General features: G+C 72.9%; 15 protein-coding genes. 10 read left to right on the top strand and 5 right to left on the bottom strand.

Annotated elements, in window-relative coordinates; all coding sequences use genetic code 11:
- Window positions 1–4: 4 nt before the first annotated feature.
- Window positions 5–1306, bottom strand: coding sequence for a 3-phosphoshikimate 1-carboxyvinyltransferase (aroA, locus tag ACLQ26_RS11375; protein ID WP_425744369.1), 1302 nt, complete (start codon window positions 1304–1306; stop codon window positions 5–7).
- A gap of 102 nt (window positions 1307–1408) precedes the next feature.
- Here aroA and ACLQ26_RS11370 point away from each other — a divergent pair, with 102 nt between their 5' ends.
- The 5 genes from ACLQ26_RS11370 to rsrA all read left to right on the top strand — a co-directional run bounded on the left by ACLQ26_RS11370 (window position 1409) and on the right by rsrA (window position 4713).
- On the top strand, window positions 1409–2119 hold the full coding sequence (locus ACLQ26_RS11370) for an SOS response-associated peptidase (protein WP_425744368.1): 711 nt from the start codon (window positions 1409–1411) through the stop codon (window positions 2117–2119).
- Window positions 2120–2316: 197 nt separating this feature from the next.
- Window positions 2317–2709 carry a WhiB family transcriptional regulator gene (locus ACLQ26_RS11365; RefSeq protein WP_425744367.1) on the top strand — a complete coding sequence of 131 codons (393 nt, stop codon included), beginning with the start codon at window positions 2317–2319 and terminating at the stop codon, window positions 2707–2709.
- Window positions 2710–2762: 53 nt separating this feature from the next.
- Window positions 2763–3380: an alpha/beta family hydrolase gene (locus ACLQ26_RS11360; protein WP_425744366.1), complete on the top strand. Its 618-nt coding sequence runs from the start codon at window positions 2763–2765 to the stop codon at window positions 3378–3380.
- Between the two features lie 216 nt (window positions 3381–3596).
- Window positions 3597–4424, top strand: coding sequence for a sigma-70 family RNA polymerase sigma factor (locus ACLQ26_RS11355; RefSeq protein WP_039906834.1), 828 nt, complete (start codon window positions 3597–3599; stop codon window positions 4422–4424).
- A gap of 1 nt (window position 4425) precedes the next feature.
- Entirely contained in the window at window positions 4426–4713 is a 288-nt protein-coding gene (gene rsrA / locus ACLQ26_RS11350; RefSeq protein WP_007464731.1) for a mycothiol system anti-sigma-R factor, read from the top strand.
- A gap of 123 nt (window positions 4714–4836) precedes the next feature.
- Here the strand turns inward: rsrA and ACLQ26_RS11345 are convergent, their stop codons facing one another.
- Entirely contained in the window at window positions 4837–4911 is a 75-nt protein-coding gene (locus ACLQ26_RS11345) for a 50S ribosomal protein bL37 (protein WP_369814844.1), read from the bottom strand.
- A gap of 222 nt (window positions 4912–5133) precedes the next feature.
- On the opposite strand from ACLQ26_RS11345, the gene ACLQ26_RS11340 reads away from it, so the two are divergent.
- Together ACLQ26_RS11340 and ACLQ26_RS11335 are read left to right on the top strand one after the other, a co-directional pair.
- Window positions 5134–5355, top strand: a complete 222-nt coding sequence (locus ACLQ26_RS11340; protein ID WP_425744365.1) for a biotin/lipoyl-binding carrier protein — start codon at window positions 5134–5136, stop codon at window positions 5353–5355.
- On the top strand, window positions 5352–5861 hold the full coding sequence (locus ACLQ26_RS11335) for a GNAT family N-acetyltransferase (RefSeq protein WP_425744364.1): 510 nt from the start codon (window positions 5352–5354) through the stop codon (window positions 5859–5861). The genes ACLQ26_RS11340 and ACLQ26_RS11335 overlap by 4 nt, the downstream gene beginning before the upstream one ends.
- Before the next feature lie 71 nt (window positions 5862–5932).
- Here the strand turns inward: ACLQ26_RS11335 and ACLQ26_RS11330 are convergent, their stop codons facing one another.
- Window positions 5933–6544 carry a TetR/AcrR family transcriptional regulator gene (locus ACLQ26_RS11330; protein ID WP_425744363.1) on the bottom strand — a complete coding sequence of 204 codons (612 nt, stop codon included), beginning with the start codon at window positions 6542–6544 and terminating at the stop codon, window positions 5933–5935.
- Window positions 6545–6656: 112 nt separating this feature from the next.
- Between ACLQ26_RS11330 and ACLQ26_RS11325 the strand changes: the two genes are divergently transcribed.
- On the top strand, window positions 6657–8243 hold the full coding sequence (locus tag ACLQ26_RS11325; protein ID WP_425744362.1) for an MDR family MFS transporter: 1587 nt from the start codon (window positions 6657–6659) through the stop codon (window positions 8241–8243).
- Window positions 8244–8301: 58 nt separating this feature from the next.
- Here the strand turns inward: ACLQ26_RS11325 and ACLQ26_RS11320 are convergent, their stop codons facing one another.
- Window positions 8302–10131 (bottom strand): tetratricopeptide repeat protein, encoded by a 1830-nt coding sequence (locus tag ACLQ26_RS11320; RefSeq protein WP_425744361.1) that lies wholly within the window; start codon window positions 10129–10131, stop codon window positions 8302–8304.
- A gap of 183 nt (window positions 10132–10314) precedes the next feature.
- Between ACLQ26_RS11320 and ACLQ26_RS11315 the strand changes: the two genes are divergently transcribed.
- Together ACLQ26_RS11315 and ACLQ26_RS11310 are read left to right on the top strand one after the other, a co-directional pair.
- Entirely contained in the window at window positions 10315–11346 is a 1032-nt protein-coding gene (locus ACLQ26_RS11315; protein ID WP_425744409.1) for an SIS domain-containing protein, read from the top strand.
- Window positions 11347–11376: 30 nt separating this feature from the next.
- Window positions 11377–12969 (top strand): histidine kinase N-terminal domain-containing protein, encoded by a 1593-nt coding sequence (locus ACLQ26_RS11310; RefSeq protein ID WP_425744360.1) that lies wholly within the window; start codon window positions 11377–11379, stop codon window positions 12967–12969.
- Between the two features lie 248 nt (window positions 12970–13217).
- Here the strand turns inward: ACLQ26_RS11310 and ACLQ26_RS11305 are convergent, their stop codons facing one another.
- A complete protein-coding gene (locus ACLQ26_RS11305) occupies window positions 13218–14795 on the bottom strand; it encodes a glycosyltransferase family 39 protein (RefSeq protein WP_425744359.1) in 1578 nt (525 codons plus the stop codon).
- Window positions 14796–14937: the final 142 nt, after the last annotated feature.

Raw genomic sequence — 14937 nt, 5'->3', positions numbered from 1 at the left:
CGCGTCAGCTCTTGCCGGTCACCATCGCTGACCATAGTGCCGGGAACTCGGGCATGGTCTTGGAGGTACACCCGACGTCGTCCACCTCGATGCCCGGAACGGCGAGTCCGACCACCGCTGCGGCGTGCGCCATCCGGTGATCGTGGTAGGTGCCGAACATTCCGCCGCGCAGCGGCCGGGGCCGGATCTCCAAGCCGTCCGGCTGCTCGGTGATGTCGGCGCCGAGGGCGGCGAACTCCCGCGCCAGCGCGGCCAGTCGGTCGGTCTCGTGGCCGCGGATGTGTGCGACGCCTGTGAAGACCGAGGGCGAGTCGGCAAGCATGGCCAGCGCCGTCAGCACGGGGGTCAGCTCGCTGACGTCGGACAGGTCGGCGGTCAGGCCGTGCACCACCCCGGTGCCCCGGACGGTCAGCCCGGCGGTGGTGAGGGCGACCTCGCCGCCCATCTGGTGCAACAGCGAGCGGAGCTGCTCGAGCGGCTGGGCGCTGCTGTGTGGCCACCCCGCGAGGGTGACCTCGCCGCCGGTGACCAGGGCGGCGGCGAAGAACGGCAGCGCGCCGGAGAGGTCCGGCTCGATCTCCCAGCCGCGCCCGGTGAGCGGGCCGGGCTCGACGGTCCACACGTCGGGCGTGGTGTCGTCGACGGCGGCGCCGGCGGCCCGCAGCATCCGCACGGTCATCCGCAGGTGCGGTGCGGAGGGCACCGGCGGACCGACGTGGCGGACCACGACGCCCCGGTCGAAGCGCGGGGCGGCCAGCAACAACGCGGAGACGAACTGGCTGGACACGGACGCGTCGATCACCACCTCACCGCCTGCGACCCCACCGGTGCCGAGCACGGTCAGCGGCAGGCTGCCAGCGCCGGTGACGTCGATCCGGACGCCCAGCGAGCGCAGCGCGCCGACCAGCGGGCCGAGCGGACGGGTGCGGGCGTACGGGTCGCCGTCGAAGGTGACCTGCCCGTCGGTAAGCCCCGCCACCGGCGGCAGGAACCGCATCACGGTGCCGGCCAGCCCCACGTCCACGTGTGCCGGGCCGACCAGCGGGTGTGGCCGGACCAGCCACCGCTCGTCGTCGCTGATCGAGACGTGCGTGCCCATCGCCCGCAGACCGGCGGCCATCAGTTCGGTGTCGCGGGCCCGCAGCGGCTCGGCAAGCGTCGACGGCCCGGCGGCCACGGCGCTGAGCACCAGGGCGCGGGCTGTCATCGACTTGGAGCCGGGCAGGCGCAGCGTCGCCGCCACCGGGTCGGACGCGGTTGGTGCGCTCCACGGCTGCGGTGGCCGGGTCGCGGTTAGATTCCCCACGGTTACATTCTGCCGTGTCGGCCGGTGGGTGACGCCCCCCGGCCGTCGTACTCCCGGTTGGCGGGACAGCAGGCCGGACCCCCGACGGGTTAGCGTGAGCGCATGTGCGGCAGGTACGCCACGACCCGTGGCTCCGGTGAGTTGAGCGCGCTGTTCGAGTCGTCCGACGACACCGACGGCGCGATCCGGCCGGATCACAACCTCGCGCCCACCGATCGCGCGCCGCTGGTCCGGCTCAGCGCGGAGGGGCACCGCAGCCTCTGCGTCGCCCGCTGGGGGTTTCTGCCGCACTGGTCCCGGTCCGCCGCCGGTGCGGCTCGCATGATCAACGCGCGTGCCGAGACGGTGGCCACCAGCCGGGCGTACGCCGGTGCGTTCGCCCGCCGCCGCTGCCTCGTGCCGGCCGATGGCTGGTACGAGTGGGTCCGCCAGCCCGATGGCGCCCGGCAGGCGTACTTCATGACCCCGGCCGACGGCTCGGTGCTCGCCCTGGCCGGCATCTGGTCGGTCTGGGGGTCCGACGCCGAGAGTCGGCTCACCTTCAGCGTGCTGACCACCGCGGCGCTCGGCGAGTTGGCCGAGGTGCACGACCGGATGCCGGTGCTGCTGCCGCCCGATCGGTGGTCGTCCTGGCTGGGGCCGTGCGACGAGCCCGAACGCCTGCTCGCGCCCGCGTCGCCCGATCGACTGGCCGGGTTGGAGATTCGCCCGGTCGGTCCGGCGGTGGGCGACGTCCGCAACGACGGCCCGGAGTTGACCGCCCGGGTGTCCGTTCCGCCGCTGCCGTCCCCAGCGGAGCTGACCCTGTTCTGAAAATGACAGGCATCGTCGGGCACCGATTTGCCAGGGTTCTGATCGATTCGTCGCCTGACCGTTCAGCCATGTTCTCGGTAGACCCTTGTCCCGGTGTCCGGAAGTGCGATACAACACAGCGCCGGTAGTGGCTGTCGATTCGCACGGGGCGGACGACATCCACCGATCTTGCCGGTCCCACGGGGGAGGTGGGTGGAATGACACGGGCGCGTATGCCCCGCCCGCACGAGGTGGCTGCTGCACGGAGAGATCCGCGGCTGCTACGGGCCTTGCGAGAACGCCGAGAGGACGACGCGTGGCGCACCAGAGGAACGTGCCAGAGCGTCGATCCGGAGACGTTCTTTCCGGCACCTAACGAACCGGCCGACTCCGCCGTCGCGCTGTGCCGCAGCTGTGACGTGCAGGGGTCCTGCCTGGCATGGGCGCTGGAGGTGGGCGACTGCCACGGCGTGTGGGGCGCGACCACACCCCGCGAGAGGCGGGCGATGCTTGTCGCCTGGCGCGGCGAGGTCGAGCCCGATCCGGACGCGGCCGACGACGCCGGCCCTCCGGTACGCGACCGCCTGCTCACCCTGGTGCCGCTGAGCTGACCGCCGGGGTGAACCCGTCCCGGTGACCGGCAGGGCCGGCGCAGAATGGGTCGGTGCTGCCCAGCGAAGAGATCGACACCCCACGCGGCCCGGCGCGGATCGACACCGACCTGCCGGCCCGGTCGCCGTCCGCCCTGCTCGTTCTCGGGCACGGGGCGGGCGGCAGCGTGGACGCGCCCGACCTGCTCGCGGTGCGGGACGCTGCGGTGGCGGCCGGCCTGACGGTGATTCGGGTGACCCAGCCCTACCGGGTCGCCGGCCGACGGGCGCCGGCACCCGCCGGGCACCTCGACGAGGCGTGGACGGCGGTGCTCACCGCGCTGCGCGCTCGCCACCACGAGGTGCCGACTGTGCTGGTCGGGGGTCGTTCCAGCGGAGCGAGGGTGGCCTGCCGGACGGCCCACGCGGTGGGTGCGGCCGGCGTCGTCGCGCTGGCCTTTCCGCTGCACCCGCCCGGCCGACCGGAACGCTCCCGGGCCGCCGAGTTGGCGACCGGCCTGCCGACGCTCGTGGTCAACGGCGACCGGGATCCGTTCGGGGTGCCGGCGTCGGGACCGGCCGTGCAGGTCGTGACCCGGCCGGGTGAGACGCACGACCTACGGCGGGATCCGGCCGGCACCGCGGACGTGGTGCGGGACTGGCTGCGCCTGCACCGCTGGGCGACCGACTGAACCGCCTGACCGTTTCCGCTGCCCGGCGCGGGTCGTTGCATCCGATGGTGCCGCCGGCCCGATCCGGACGGGCGACGCCAGTCCTCCCAGGCCCTTCCTGGTCCCAGCGCCGGCGCCACCGGGGTCGGGACCAGGAACGGGAGAGCCGGGCGGAATGCCTCACGGGTCAATCCGCGTTACTAACCCCGGACGACTTATCTGCGAGGGGGGTGACCGGTGCCGACCGAGACACGAAGCCTGGAACGGGACGAGCGGGACGCCCGGCAGCTGCAGCGGCTGTTGGATGGTCCGGACTGGCCCGTGACAGCGGGACCGGGCGGGGTGGGTGCGGTGAGCACGGGCACACCGGCCGGAAGTGAATCTGTGGGCAGGTCTGTGCGCGTATCCTCGGCGGGAAAGCATCCGACGCGAGGGGATGTGCGGTTGACCACCGAGAAGACGGACGAGCGCAGGGCCCGGTTCGAGCGGGACGCGATGCCATTCGTCGATCAGCTCTACGCTGCCGGGCTGCGCATGACGCGCAACCCGGCGGATGCCGAGGACCTGGTCCAGGAGACCTACCTGAAGGCGTACGCGGCCTTTCACCAGTTCGAGCAGGGCACGAACCTGAAGGCCTGGCTCTACCGGATCCTGACCAACACCTACATCAACTCCTACCGCAAGCGGCAGCGCCAACCGATCCAGGCGCCCACGGAGGAGATCACCGACTGGCAGCTCGCCGAGGCCGAGTCGCACACCTCCAGTGGTCTGCGGTCGGCCGAGACCGAGGCTCTGGACCGGCTGCCGGACAGCGACGTCAAGGAGGCCCTCCAGCAGCTGCCGGAGGAGTTCCGCCTGGCCGTCTACCTGACCGACGTGGAGGGCTTCTCCTACAAGGAGGTCGCCGACATCATGGGCACGCCGATCGGCACCGTGATGTCGCGTCTGCACCGTGGCCGTCGTAATCTGCGCAAGCTGCTCGAGCAGTACGCCGGGGAGCGGGGCTTCAGTGCGGCCCGCTCCGCGAAGGGCTCGACCGCAGCCGCTGCCGGCCGGGAGGTGTGACGTGAGCTGTGGGAAGCCGCACGAGACGGACTGCCGCGAGGTGCTCGCGGAGGTCTACCTCTACCTGGATCTTGAGTGCGCCGACGAGCGGCGTTCGCTGATCCGGCACCACCTCGACGAGTGCGGGCCGTGCCTGCGCGAGTACGGGCTCGAGCAGGAGGTGCGGGCACTTGTCGCCCGTTGCTGCGGCAACGAGACGGCACCCGATCAGCTGCGTGAGCGGCTGCGGGTCAAGCTCACCGAGCTGGTGGTCTTCGAGACCAGCGATTCCCGTGAGCTGGCCGACTGAGCGTCGGCGTACCGAAACGGTGAAACACCGGTGGCCCGGGTCGATCTCGACCCGGGCCACCGGCGTACCCGGCCTCCGCCGGGTCCAACTGACCGGTGACGGGCCGTCGGCCCGTCGGCGCGTTCAGGAGTTGGGACGCTTGCCGTGGTTCGCGGCGCTCTTCTTACGAGCCTTCTTCTTGCGGGACTTCTTCGCCATGCTGACCTCCTCGTGATGGGTCGGATCCGTGCTGCGCGCGGCCTCGCGCCGGTGCACCCACCGGCCGCCCGGCGTCGGGTCCGACCCGCTGATGGTAGTGCGCTCGACACCCGACGCCTTCCCCCGGGGCTGCCCGGTCGGTGGGCCGCACCGCTCCGCACCCACGTCCCACCCTCGCGTGATTGGATACGTCGGCAGGCACATCGCGAAAAAGGGAGGGCCGTGGACATGGCCGAGGAGATCCGCGCCGAGATGGTGGCGAACGTCTGGAAGGTCGTCGCTTCGGCCGGCGACACCGTGTCCGAGGGCGACACCCTGGTGATCCTCGAGTCGATGAAGATGGAGATTCCGGTCGTTGCCGAGGGCGACGGCGTGGTCCAGCAGCTCGCCGTGCACGAGGGCGACGTCGTGCAGGACGGCGACCTGATCGCGGTGATCGGTTGAGCGGCCTGCTGGTCCGGCTCGCCGACGCGGCCGACTTCCCGGCGGTCGCCCGGCTGACCGTGGCCGCGTACGAGGCGGACGGGCAGCTCAAGGGCGAGCACGGGTACGGGACGGTGCTGGCCGACGTGTCGACCCGGGCCGCCAGCGGCGAGGTGCTGGTCGCGGTCGACGAGGCGACCGGCGCGGTGCTCGGCTCGGTCACCTTCGTGTTGCCGGGCACACCGTTCGCCGAGCTGTCCGGGCCGGGCGAGGCGGAGTTCCGCATGCTGGCTGTCGATCCGGCCGCGCAGGGGCGCGGTGTCGGCGCGGCGCTGGCCCAGGCGTGCGTCAGTCGGGCGGCCGAGTTGGGCTGCACCGCGGTCGTGATCTGCGTCCGCGCGGGGATGGCCGTTTCGGCCCACCGGCTCTACGAGCGCCTCGGGTTCGTCCGCATGCCGGAGAAGGACTGGTCGCCGGTGGAGGGCGTGGCCCTGCTCGGCCTGCGGCTGGAGCTGCCCCGCACCTGACCGGCGCGGCTCATCGAGCCGTCTGCTGGGCTGAGCTGGCTCGTCGACCTCGCGCCGGCTGAGCTGGTTCGTCAGCCCCGTACGCCGGCGGCGTCGGCCGAGGCCGCGTCCTCGTCGGGATCCGTGCCGATCGCGGCCAGCAACTCGTCGGCCACCTCCAGCGCGAGCCGGCGGCGCTCCCCGTCGGTGATGCCCGGCGCCCGCACGGCGAACCAGCTGGTGTGCACGGCGAACAGGGACAGGGTGGCGCGCAGTTGGGCGGCGGGGGAGTCGTCGCCCCGGCAGAGCGCGCTGGCGAGCCGCATCATCCGGCCACGCATCTGCTGCCCGGAGGAGAGGCTCTTGAGCACTGTCTGGTTCTGCTCGAAGAAGCGCATCACCGACGGCATGTCGCCGCCGAACATCGTGTCGGCGTAGCGGGAGATGAGCGCACGGCGGGTGGCCAGGGTCGCCGGCTGCGAGTCGGCCCAGGCGGTCAGCGCGTCCATCTGCTCCAGCCGGTCCTCCACGAAGCTGGCGACGATGTCGTCCTTGCTCTTGAAGTGGTAGTAGAGCGCTGCCTTGGTGACATTCAGGCGTTCGGCGATCTCCCGCAGCGAGGTCTTCTCGTACCCCTGCTCGGTGAAGAGCTCCAACGCGACGGCCTTGATCCGCTCTCGGGTGCCGCCTGTGCTCTCCCTCACCCACGCCCCCCAATTCACTTGACCGTCAGTTGGTACCCAACTTACCGTGCGGCTAGTAAGGTGACTAGCCGGGCGGCAAGTAAGTACGGCAATCCTCGGGGGGAGCTTACCCATGACTCAGGCAACACAGGCCGGCGCACGACCCAACGTACGGGTCGTGCTGTTCGGGCTGATGATCGCGATGATGCTCGCGATGCTCGACAACATGATCGTCAGCACCGCGCTGCCGCGGATCGTCGGCGAGTTCGGCGGCCTCAACCACTTCACCTGGGTGGTCACTGCGTACGTCCTGGGCACCACCGTCTCCACCCCGATCTGGGGCAAGCTCGGTGACCTCTACGGCCGCAAGTCGGTCTTCCTGACCTCGGTCGGCATCTTCCTCGTCGGCTCGGCCCTCTGCGGCATGGCCGGCTCGGGGATGCTCGGCGGCCCACAGGACGGCATGGTGCAGCTCATCGCCTTCCGCGCCGTGCAGGGCCTGGGTGCCGGCGGCCTGATGGTCGGCGTGATGGCGATCATCGGCGACCTGGTTCCGCCGCGCGAGCGCGGGCGCTACCAGGGCATGATCGCCGGCATCATGGCCATCGCCATGGTCGCCGGCCCGCTCGTCGGTGGCTTCATCACCGACAACCTCTCCTGGCGCTGGGCGTTCTACGTGAACCTGCCGCTGGGCGGCATCGCGCTGCTCGTGCTGATCACCACGATGCACCTGCCGAAGTACCGCACCGAGCACCGGATCGACTGGCTCGGCGCGGCGCTGCTCTCGGTCGGTATCACCGCGATCGTGCTGATCACCACCTGGGGCGGCAACGAGTACGACTGGACGTCGCCGCAGATCCTCGGCCTGGCCGTGGTGGCGCTTGTGGCGCTTGTGGCGTTCGGCCTGGTGGAGCGCCGGGTTCCGGAGCCGATCCTGCCGCTGGCACTGTTCGCCAACCGCAACTTCGCGCTGATCTCGCTGATCGGCTTCCTGCTCGGCTTCGCGATGTTCGGCGCGATGAACTTCCTGCCGCTCTACCAGCAGACCGTGCAGGGGGCCTCGGCCACCAACAGTGGCCTGCTACTGCTGCCGCTGATGTTCGGCATGCTTGTCGTCTCGCTTGTCATCGGCCGGGCGATCACCAAGACCGGCAAGTACCGGGCCTACCCGATCATCGGCGGCGTGGTGATGACCGGCGGCATGGCGCTGCTGTCCATGCTCGACACCGACACCAGCAAGCTGCAGTCCTCGCTCTACATGGTCGTGCTCGGCGCCGGCATGGGCTTCCTCATGCAGACCTCCATGCTGATCGCGCAGAACAGCGTTGAGCAGAAGGACCTCGGCGCGGCCAGCGGCGCGGCCACCTTCTTCCGGTCGATCGGCGGCTCGTTCGGCATCTCGCTGTTCGGCGCGATCTTCGCCAACCGGCTCGCCGACTCGGCCGCCGGCAGGGCGTTCACCGGCGGCGGCGAGGGCGGGGGGATGGACCTGGAGAAGCTCAAGCAGCTGCCCGCCCAGGCGCGTGAGCTGGTCCTCACCGGTCTCTCGGACGCGATCTCGCACGTGTTCCTCTGGGCCGTGCTCTTCACCATCGTGATCCCGGTGCTCGCCTGGTTCATCAAGGAGATCCCGCTGCGCACCGCCAACGAGGCGCCGGCCGCAGCGGCCACCCCGGAGGAGGAGGCCGAGATCGCCCTCGGCAAGGCGCCGGTCGCCTGACCCCTACCGACAGCGCGCGCCGCGTCGTCCCCCAGCGGGGGAGGCGCGGCGCGCGTTCTCACCGACGGCGGGTCAGGCGGTGCCAGAGGCGGCGTAGCGGGTTGCGGGGGCGGGGGAGCCGGGGGGTTCGCTCGCCGATCATCCGGGTGGCCAGTGCCGTCGTGTCCGAGTCCAGGGCGGGAGCGGCCAGCGCCAGGTGGGCAAGCGAGACCGCGATCGGCACCGGCCGGGCCTCGGCCACCGCCGCCGCGTCGGCCAGCCGCTCGGCCACCACGCGTGCCACGTCCGGTCGCACCGCCGGGTCCACCCAGGCGGCGGTGATCAGGGCGAACAGCGCCGCCTCGGTGACCCAGTCCTCCACGCCCCAGACCAGGTCCAGCAGTACCCGGCGTCGGGTCGAGTCCGCCCAGGGCTCGTCGGTGCGCTGGTGCAGCAGCCCCAGACAGGCCCACACCTGCACCCCGCGAACCCAGATCGACGGATCCTGGACGGCCAGCAGTCGACCCAGCCCGCTCGCCGGCGCCGCGGGTGGGTGCACCAGCAGCCCGAGCAGGTCGTCGACCTCGAGGCCGGCCAGGCCCACCGCCGCGTCGTAGGCCGCCGGCGGATGCGGCCAGGCCGGGTGGGCCACCTGTGCGATCCGTTCGACAGCCGCTGGCGAGGGTGCCGGCAGCGCCGGCGTCGGCATGTCCTCCGCGAAGTGCCACAGCCGCTGCGCGGACGGGCGTCGGGGCTCGCGCGGGTCCGGTTCCGCCGCGCCGGCGACTTCGATCCGCAGTCCGGGGGCCACCGCCGTCGCCGTCCGCAGGGCGCTCGGTGGGGCTGCCGCCGCGAGGCGTACGGCGCCGCCGATACCGATGTCGTCGGCGGCGACCGCCTGGCGGAGCGCGTCGACCAGGGGGCCGCCGGCCGGCGTCAGTTGCCCGAGCCAGGGCCGGCCCCGGCAGCACTGGGCCAGATCGCCGTGCTCGTGGCTGTCGTCCGGGTGGTCACGGATGAAGTCGGCGAGCGCGACCAGGTGGGACAGGTCGCCGTCGCGTAGGTGCCGAAGGCGGTGCGCGGTGTGCACGGCGCAGTCGAACGACGGGTCCCGGGCCAGCGCCCGCTCGGTCCACTCCAGCGCCTCGTCGAGTCGGCCGATGTCGGCGAGGGTGCCGGCGATGTCGGCGTAGACGGCCAGGTCGTCGGGGTCCAGGTCGACGGCCCGGCCGAGCGCCGCGAGGGCCTCGCCGGTTCGACCAGCGCTGCGGTACGCGTACCCGAGCCAGACCTCGCCCATCTTCGACGGCTGGCACCGTACTCCCCGGCTTGCCCAGCGGATCGCGAGCGCGACCTCGCCGAGCCGCCGGGCCAGCGCGGACGCCGCGCCCAGCAGGAGGCCGTGCTCGGGGTGCACGGTGGCGGCGTTGCGGGCCAGCGTGAGGTACGGCGTGAGGGCCGCCCGGCCGGCCCGGGGCACCGGGTCGGTCAACGCCGCGCAGACCTGCATGAGGACGCGGGCGATGTGGTCCGGCTCCAGCCGTTCGACAAGCTCGGAGGCGGTCACCCACGGCACGCCCGCCCACTCGGTGCCGGGGGCGTGGCCGGTCGCCGCGGCCAGCAGCTCCAGCCCTTCGGCGGGGCGACCGGCGGCGGCCAGCAGGTGCGCGCGGGCGACGACCGCGCCCACGAAGGTGTGGTGGCTGATCGGGAAGAGGTCGAGCCCTCCGCCGTCGGCCGCGGCGAGGCGGGCCAGGGTCTCGTGCACCTCGGGCAGCGTGGGCGCCCGCGCCAGCGCGCCGGCGAGGTGGCTCGCGGCGTGGTGCAGGTCACCCTCGTCGAGTGCCAGCCGGGCGAGGGCCAGCTCCTCCGTCGCGGAGAGCGCGGGGTCGTCCCTTCCCTCGGGCACGGTGTCCTCTCGTCGGAGCTGCAGACAGCGGGGCCAGCGTAGTTGATATTGAGATGATCAAGTGATCAACTGCGCACTCCTGCTCGAACAATTGCTGCTGTCGAGTTTACCGTGCAAGACTGAGCAGGAAACGCGCGGCAATCGCGCACGAGGGGAGCGTTCGTGACACGTCCAGGGTCCGGAATGGCCGCCGACATCGACGAGCAGCCCGCCGGCTACGCGCGCCTGCTCGACAGCGCCAACGCCGCGGCGATCGCCCGGGTGGCGGCTGTCGTGGCCGAGCGTCGACCGCGACACGTGGTCTTCACCGCCCGGGGCACCTCCGACCACGCGGCCCTCTACGGGGCGTACCTGACCGAGATCCGGCTCGGCCTGCCCGCCGGGCTCGCCTCGCCGAGCGTGGTCACCCTGTTCGGTGCCCGCCCCGACCTGTCCGACGCGCTCGTCGTCGGGGTCAGCCAGAGCGGCGGCTCACCCGACCTGGCCGAGGTGCTGCGCTCCGCGCGGGCCTCCGGCGCGCTCACCCTCGCGGTGACAAACGCCCCCGGCTCCCCGCTGGCCGAGACGGCGGAGTTGAGCATCGACATCGCCGCCGGGCACGAGCGGGCGGTGGCGGCGACGAAGACGTACACCGCCGAACTGCTCGCCCTGCTCATGCTGGTCGAGGGCATCCGCGCCGGCGACGGTGCGCTCCCGGCGGCCGAGCGCGAGGCGCTCGCCGCTCTGCCCGACCTGGCCACCAGGACGCTCGCCGACGACACCCCGGCCCAGCTCGCGCCCCGCTACCGCTTCGCCCGCCAACTGGTCACCACCGGCCGCGGGTACGCCTACCCGACCGCCCGTGAGGCCGCGCTGAAGCTGATGGAGACCTCGTACCTGCCGGCGCTCGCCTTCTCCGGCGCCGACCTGCTGCACGGCCCGCTCGCGATGACCGACCCGGAGGTCCCGGTGCTCGCGGTGGTCGGCTCCGGCCCGGGTGGCCGGTCCATGGGCGAGGTGCTGCCCCGCCTCGGCGAGCGGCGCGCCGACGTGGTGGTCGTCGGCTCGGCCGACGTGCCGGGCGCCACCCGGCTCGCCGTCCCCGAGGTAGACGAGCGGTACGCGCCACTGCTTGACATCCTGCCGTTGCAGCGCCTCGCGCTGGCGTTGGCACTGACCCGTGGCGAGGACCCGGACGCGCCGCGTGGCCTGAAGAAGGTCACCGCGACGATGTGAGGCGCGGCGCGGCGTGGCACCCTGGTCACCGTGTCCACGCTGCGCGACCTCGCCGAGGAGCACACCCATCTCCGTCCGGCCGACATCGACCACCTGCACCGGATAGCGGGCGACTGGCAGCTGCTCTCCGACCTGTCCTTCGCCGACCTGCTGCTCTGGGTGCCGGTCGACGCCGAGGGCACGTTCCTCTGTGTCGCCCAGGTCCGTCCGACGACCGCGCCCACCGCCTACCAGGACGATCAGGTGGGCCGGATCATCGGCGGCTCGGAGGTGGCCCACCTGGGGGTCGCCTACTCCCAGGGGCGGATCTGGCGGGAGGGCGACCCGGTCTGGTACGGCGACGTGCCGGCCCGACACGAGGCGATCCCGGTCCGGCTGCGCACCGCCGACGGCGAGGCCGGCGAGGTGATCGCCGTGGTCGGCAGGGACACCAACCTCTCCACCGCGCGTACGCCCAGCCAGCTGGAACTCAACTACCTGACCACCGCCGACGACCTCGCCCAGATGATCGCGGACGGCACCTTCCCGCCGCCCCGGCACCCGGGCGAGACCACCTCCGCCCCCCGCGTCGGTGACGGCCTGGTCCGGCTGGACGCCGGTGGCAAGGTCACCTACGCGAGCCCGAACGCCCAGTCCGCGTACCGACGGTTGGGCTACGCCTCCCACCTGGTGGGTGAGGACCTGGCCGCGCTGCACCGACGGCTGGCGGGCGACCCGCTGGACGGCACCGAGGCGGCGAACGGCATCCTGGCGGCGCTGCGCGGCGAGGCGCCGCCCCGGCGGGAGATCGACGCACGGGGAGCCACGATGCTCACCCGGGCGCTGCCGCTGATGCCGGCCGGCGTGCCGATCGGCGCGCTGGTGCTGGTGCGCGACATCACCGAGGTGCGCCGCCGGGACCGGGCACTGATCACCAAGGACGCCACCATCCGGGAGATCCACCACCGGGTGAAGAACAACCTCCAGACGGTGGCCGCGCTGCTGCGGTTGCAGGCCCGCCGGGTGGCGATGCCGGAGGCCCGGGTCGCCCTGGAGGAGTCGGTCCGCCGGGTCGCCTCGATCGCCCTCGTCCACGAGACGCTCTCGATGTCCAGTGACGAGGCGGTCGAGTTCGACGGCATCGTCGACCGGGTCGCCAGCGCGGCCACCGAGGTCGCGGCCACCGAGGTGAGCGTCGGCATGCGCCGGCGGGGCAGCTTCGGCGTCCTGCCGGCCGAGATCGCCACGTCGCTGGTCATGGTCCTCAACGAACTGCTGCTCAACGCCGTCGAGCACGGCTTCCCGCCGGCCGACGAGACGGACGACGCACCCCCGCCCCCCACCACGGGCATGGTGCCGGCCGCCGTTGCCGAGGTCGATCCGTCGGCGCGACCCGAGGTGGTGGTCTCGGCGCACCGGTTCCGCAAGATGCTGCACGTCTCGGTGACCGACAACGGGCGCGGGCTGCCGCCCGAGTTCGACGCCGAACGCGGCAGCCGGCTCGGTCTCCAGATCGTGCGGGCCCTGGTCACCGGTGAGCTGCGCGGCACCATCGAGCTGCGCGCGGGCGCCAAGGGCGGCACCGAGGCCCTGCTCGTCGTCCCGCTGGCCCGCAACGCCCCGGATGGCCGCTCACAGGGCTGACGGGCCGTTGTCGACCTCTCCCCGGCCACGCCCCCTGGCCGCCGACGGCCCGCGCGCTGGCTGCCTTTCGGGCCCGCTCGCCGTCGCCCTGGCGTGTCTCCGTTCGGACGCACCTGCGGTGGTGAGCGGTATACCTGTGAGTCATAACTATGACTCACAGGTATACCGCTCAACGGCTTGCATGGGTCAGGCGCAGTCGAGGGCGGCGCACCCGCGTCGGACCGCCGCGGGGTGGCTGGGCGGGTCGGTCAGCGTCCGGGGCGGCTGGTCAGCAGGGCTACGGTCAGGCCGGGGCGTTGCCAGACCTGGGCGACTGTGAAGTCCGCGCGCAACGCGTCGCCCTTGACGCCCGGCACGTCGGCCAGCGGCTCGGCGTGCCGGCCGGCGACGACCAACCACACCCGTGACGTATCGGCCAGGCACTGTGCCGGTTGCGGGCACTCGGCGGCCCACAGGTCGCCCCGGCGGACCTCGTCCTCGGTGACCAGCACGTCCCGTGGTGGGTCGCCGAGGTGGTACTCGATGCCGAGGTCGAGGAAGAGCCAACTGTGCCGGGGCGAGTAGGCCACCGCGTCGCCCGGCCGTTGGCCCACGCCGATCACGTGAGCCGCGCCCGCGTAGTCCACCGGCGCGTTGCGCGGCCACTCGTGGGTCCGCCGCAGCGCGGCCTGGTCGGGCAGGCCGAGCAGCGCGGCCAGGACCACCACGACGACCGCGGCCGGCGCCGCGACCGCTGCCAGCGCCGCGCCCGCCAGCAGGCACGCGAAGGGCACCACGAAGACCAGGTACCGAGGAACCCACAGGGGTACGACAGTGCCGGCGGCGAAGAGCAGCAGTACGGGCAGCAGCACCGCGCTCACCGGCAGCAGGGCACGCCGCCCGAGCCGGGCAGCGCCCAGCGCGGCGACCCCGACCAGCAGACCGCCCACCACGCTGCTCTGGGCCACGCCGCCGGGCAGCGCGCTCAGGTCGTCCAGCCGGGCCAGGCCGACCCAGTTGAGCTGCCGGGACTGCTGGGTCCGGGCCTTCAGGAGCAACGGACCGGCCAGCACCGCCACCGGAATCACGGCGACCACCCACCGCCACACCCGCCGGTCCCGGCCGGCGGAACCGGTGCCCGGCGTGGTGTGGTCGCTCGGCGTGGTGTGGTGGCTCGGCGTGGTGTGGTGGCTCGGCGTGGTGCCGGTGGCCGGCGACGCGACGCCCGCCGCGCCCGGGCCACGCCACCAGGTGACCAGCACGACCAGCGCGTGGGCGGTCAGCAGGGTGAGCGCGATCAGGTGCGTGAGGCCGAGCGCGGCCACGGCGACCGCGTAGCCGGCCCACCGGGCCCAGCCCGGCCGGCGCAGCGCCGTCACCAGCAGCAGGGTGGCGAGCACCGCGAGCGCGGTGGCCAGGGCGTACGGGCGAGCCTCCTGGCCATAGCGGGAGGTGCTCGGCAGCACCGCGAACAGCAGCCCTGCCAGGAGGCCGGTGCGCCGGTCGACGAGCCGCGCACCGAGCACGGCGAGCAGTCCGGCGGCCACCGTCATCGCCAGCACGGCCGGCAGGCGGAGGGCGATCGTCGAGTCGCCGAAGACCGTGGTCCAGATGTGCATCAGCAGGTAGTACGGCCCGGTGGCGGCGTCGATGGTGCCGGCCAGCCGGGCCAGGTCGCCCGGCGACCGGCTGGCCGCGCTCCAGGTCGCCAGCTCGTCGCGCCAGAGCTGCGCCGACCCGAGCCCGGTCAGGGTCACCGCCAGGGTCAGCAACGCCGGGGTGAGCCACACCGGCAGGCGACGCAGGTGCTCCCACGCCGCCCCGGTCGACTCGGACAATCCGCCCACGGTCCGAGCCTGCCACGGCGATGGCGCTCACGGGTCCGCCCGCTGCCACCCGCTGGCCCCGGGCCCGTGATGTGGGATCCAGCACGTGTACATTGGCCGGCCCCCATGTGGTGTGGCAGCATGGCCCGTATGACCGCCGCAG

It is taken from the genome of Micromonospora sp. DT43, assembly GCF_049841645.1.
Lineage (GTDB): Bacteria > Actinomycetota > Actinomycetes > Mycobacteriales > Micromonosporaceae > Micromonospora.
This window is presented reverse-complemented; position numbering and strand designations above follow the sequence as displayed.

What these genes read in the sequence shown, in the direction of transcription:
- ACLQ26_RS11370 (WP_425744368.1), top strand. Translation starts at nt 1,409, where the DNA reads ATGTGCGGCAGGTACGCCACGACCCGTGGCTCCGGTGAGTTGAGCGCG.
- ACLQ26_RS11365 (WP_425744367.1), top strand. Translation starts at nt 2,317, where the DNA reads ATGACACGGGCGCGTATGCCCCGCCCGCACGAGGTGGCTGCTGCACGG.
- ACLQ26_RS11325 (WP_425744362.1), top strand. Translation starts at nt 6,657, where the DNA reads ATGACTCAGGCAACACAGGCCGGCGCACGACCCAACGTACGGGTCGTG.
- ACLQ26_RS11315 (WP_425744409.1), top strand. Translation starts at nt 10,315, where the DNA reads ATGGCCGCCGACATCGACGAGCAGCCCGCCGGCTACGCGCGCCTGCTC.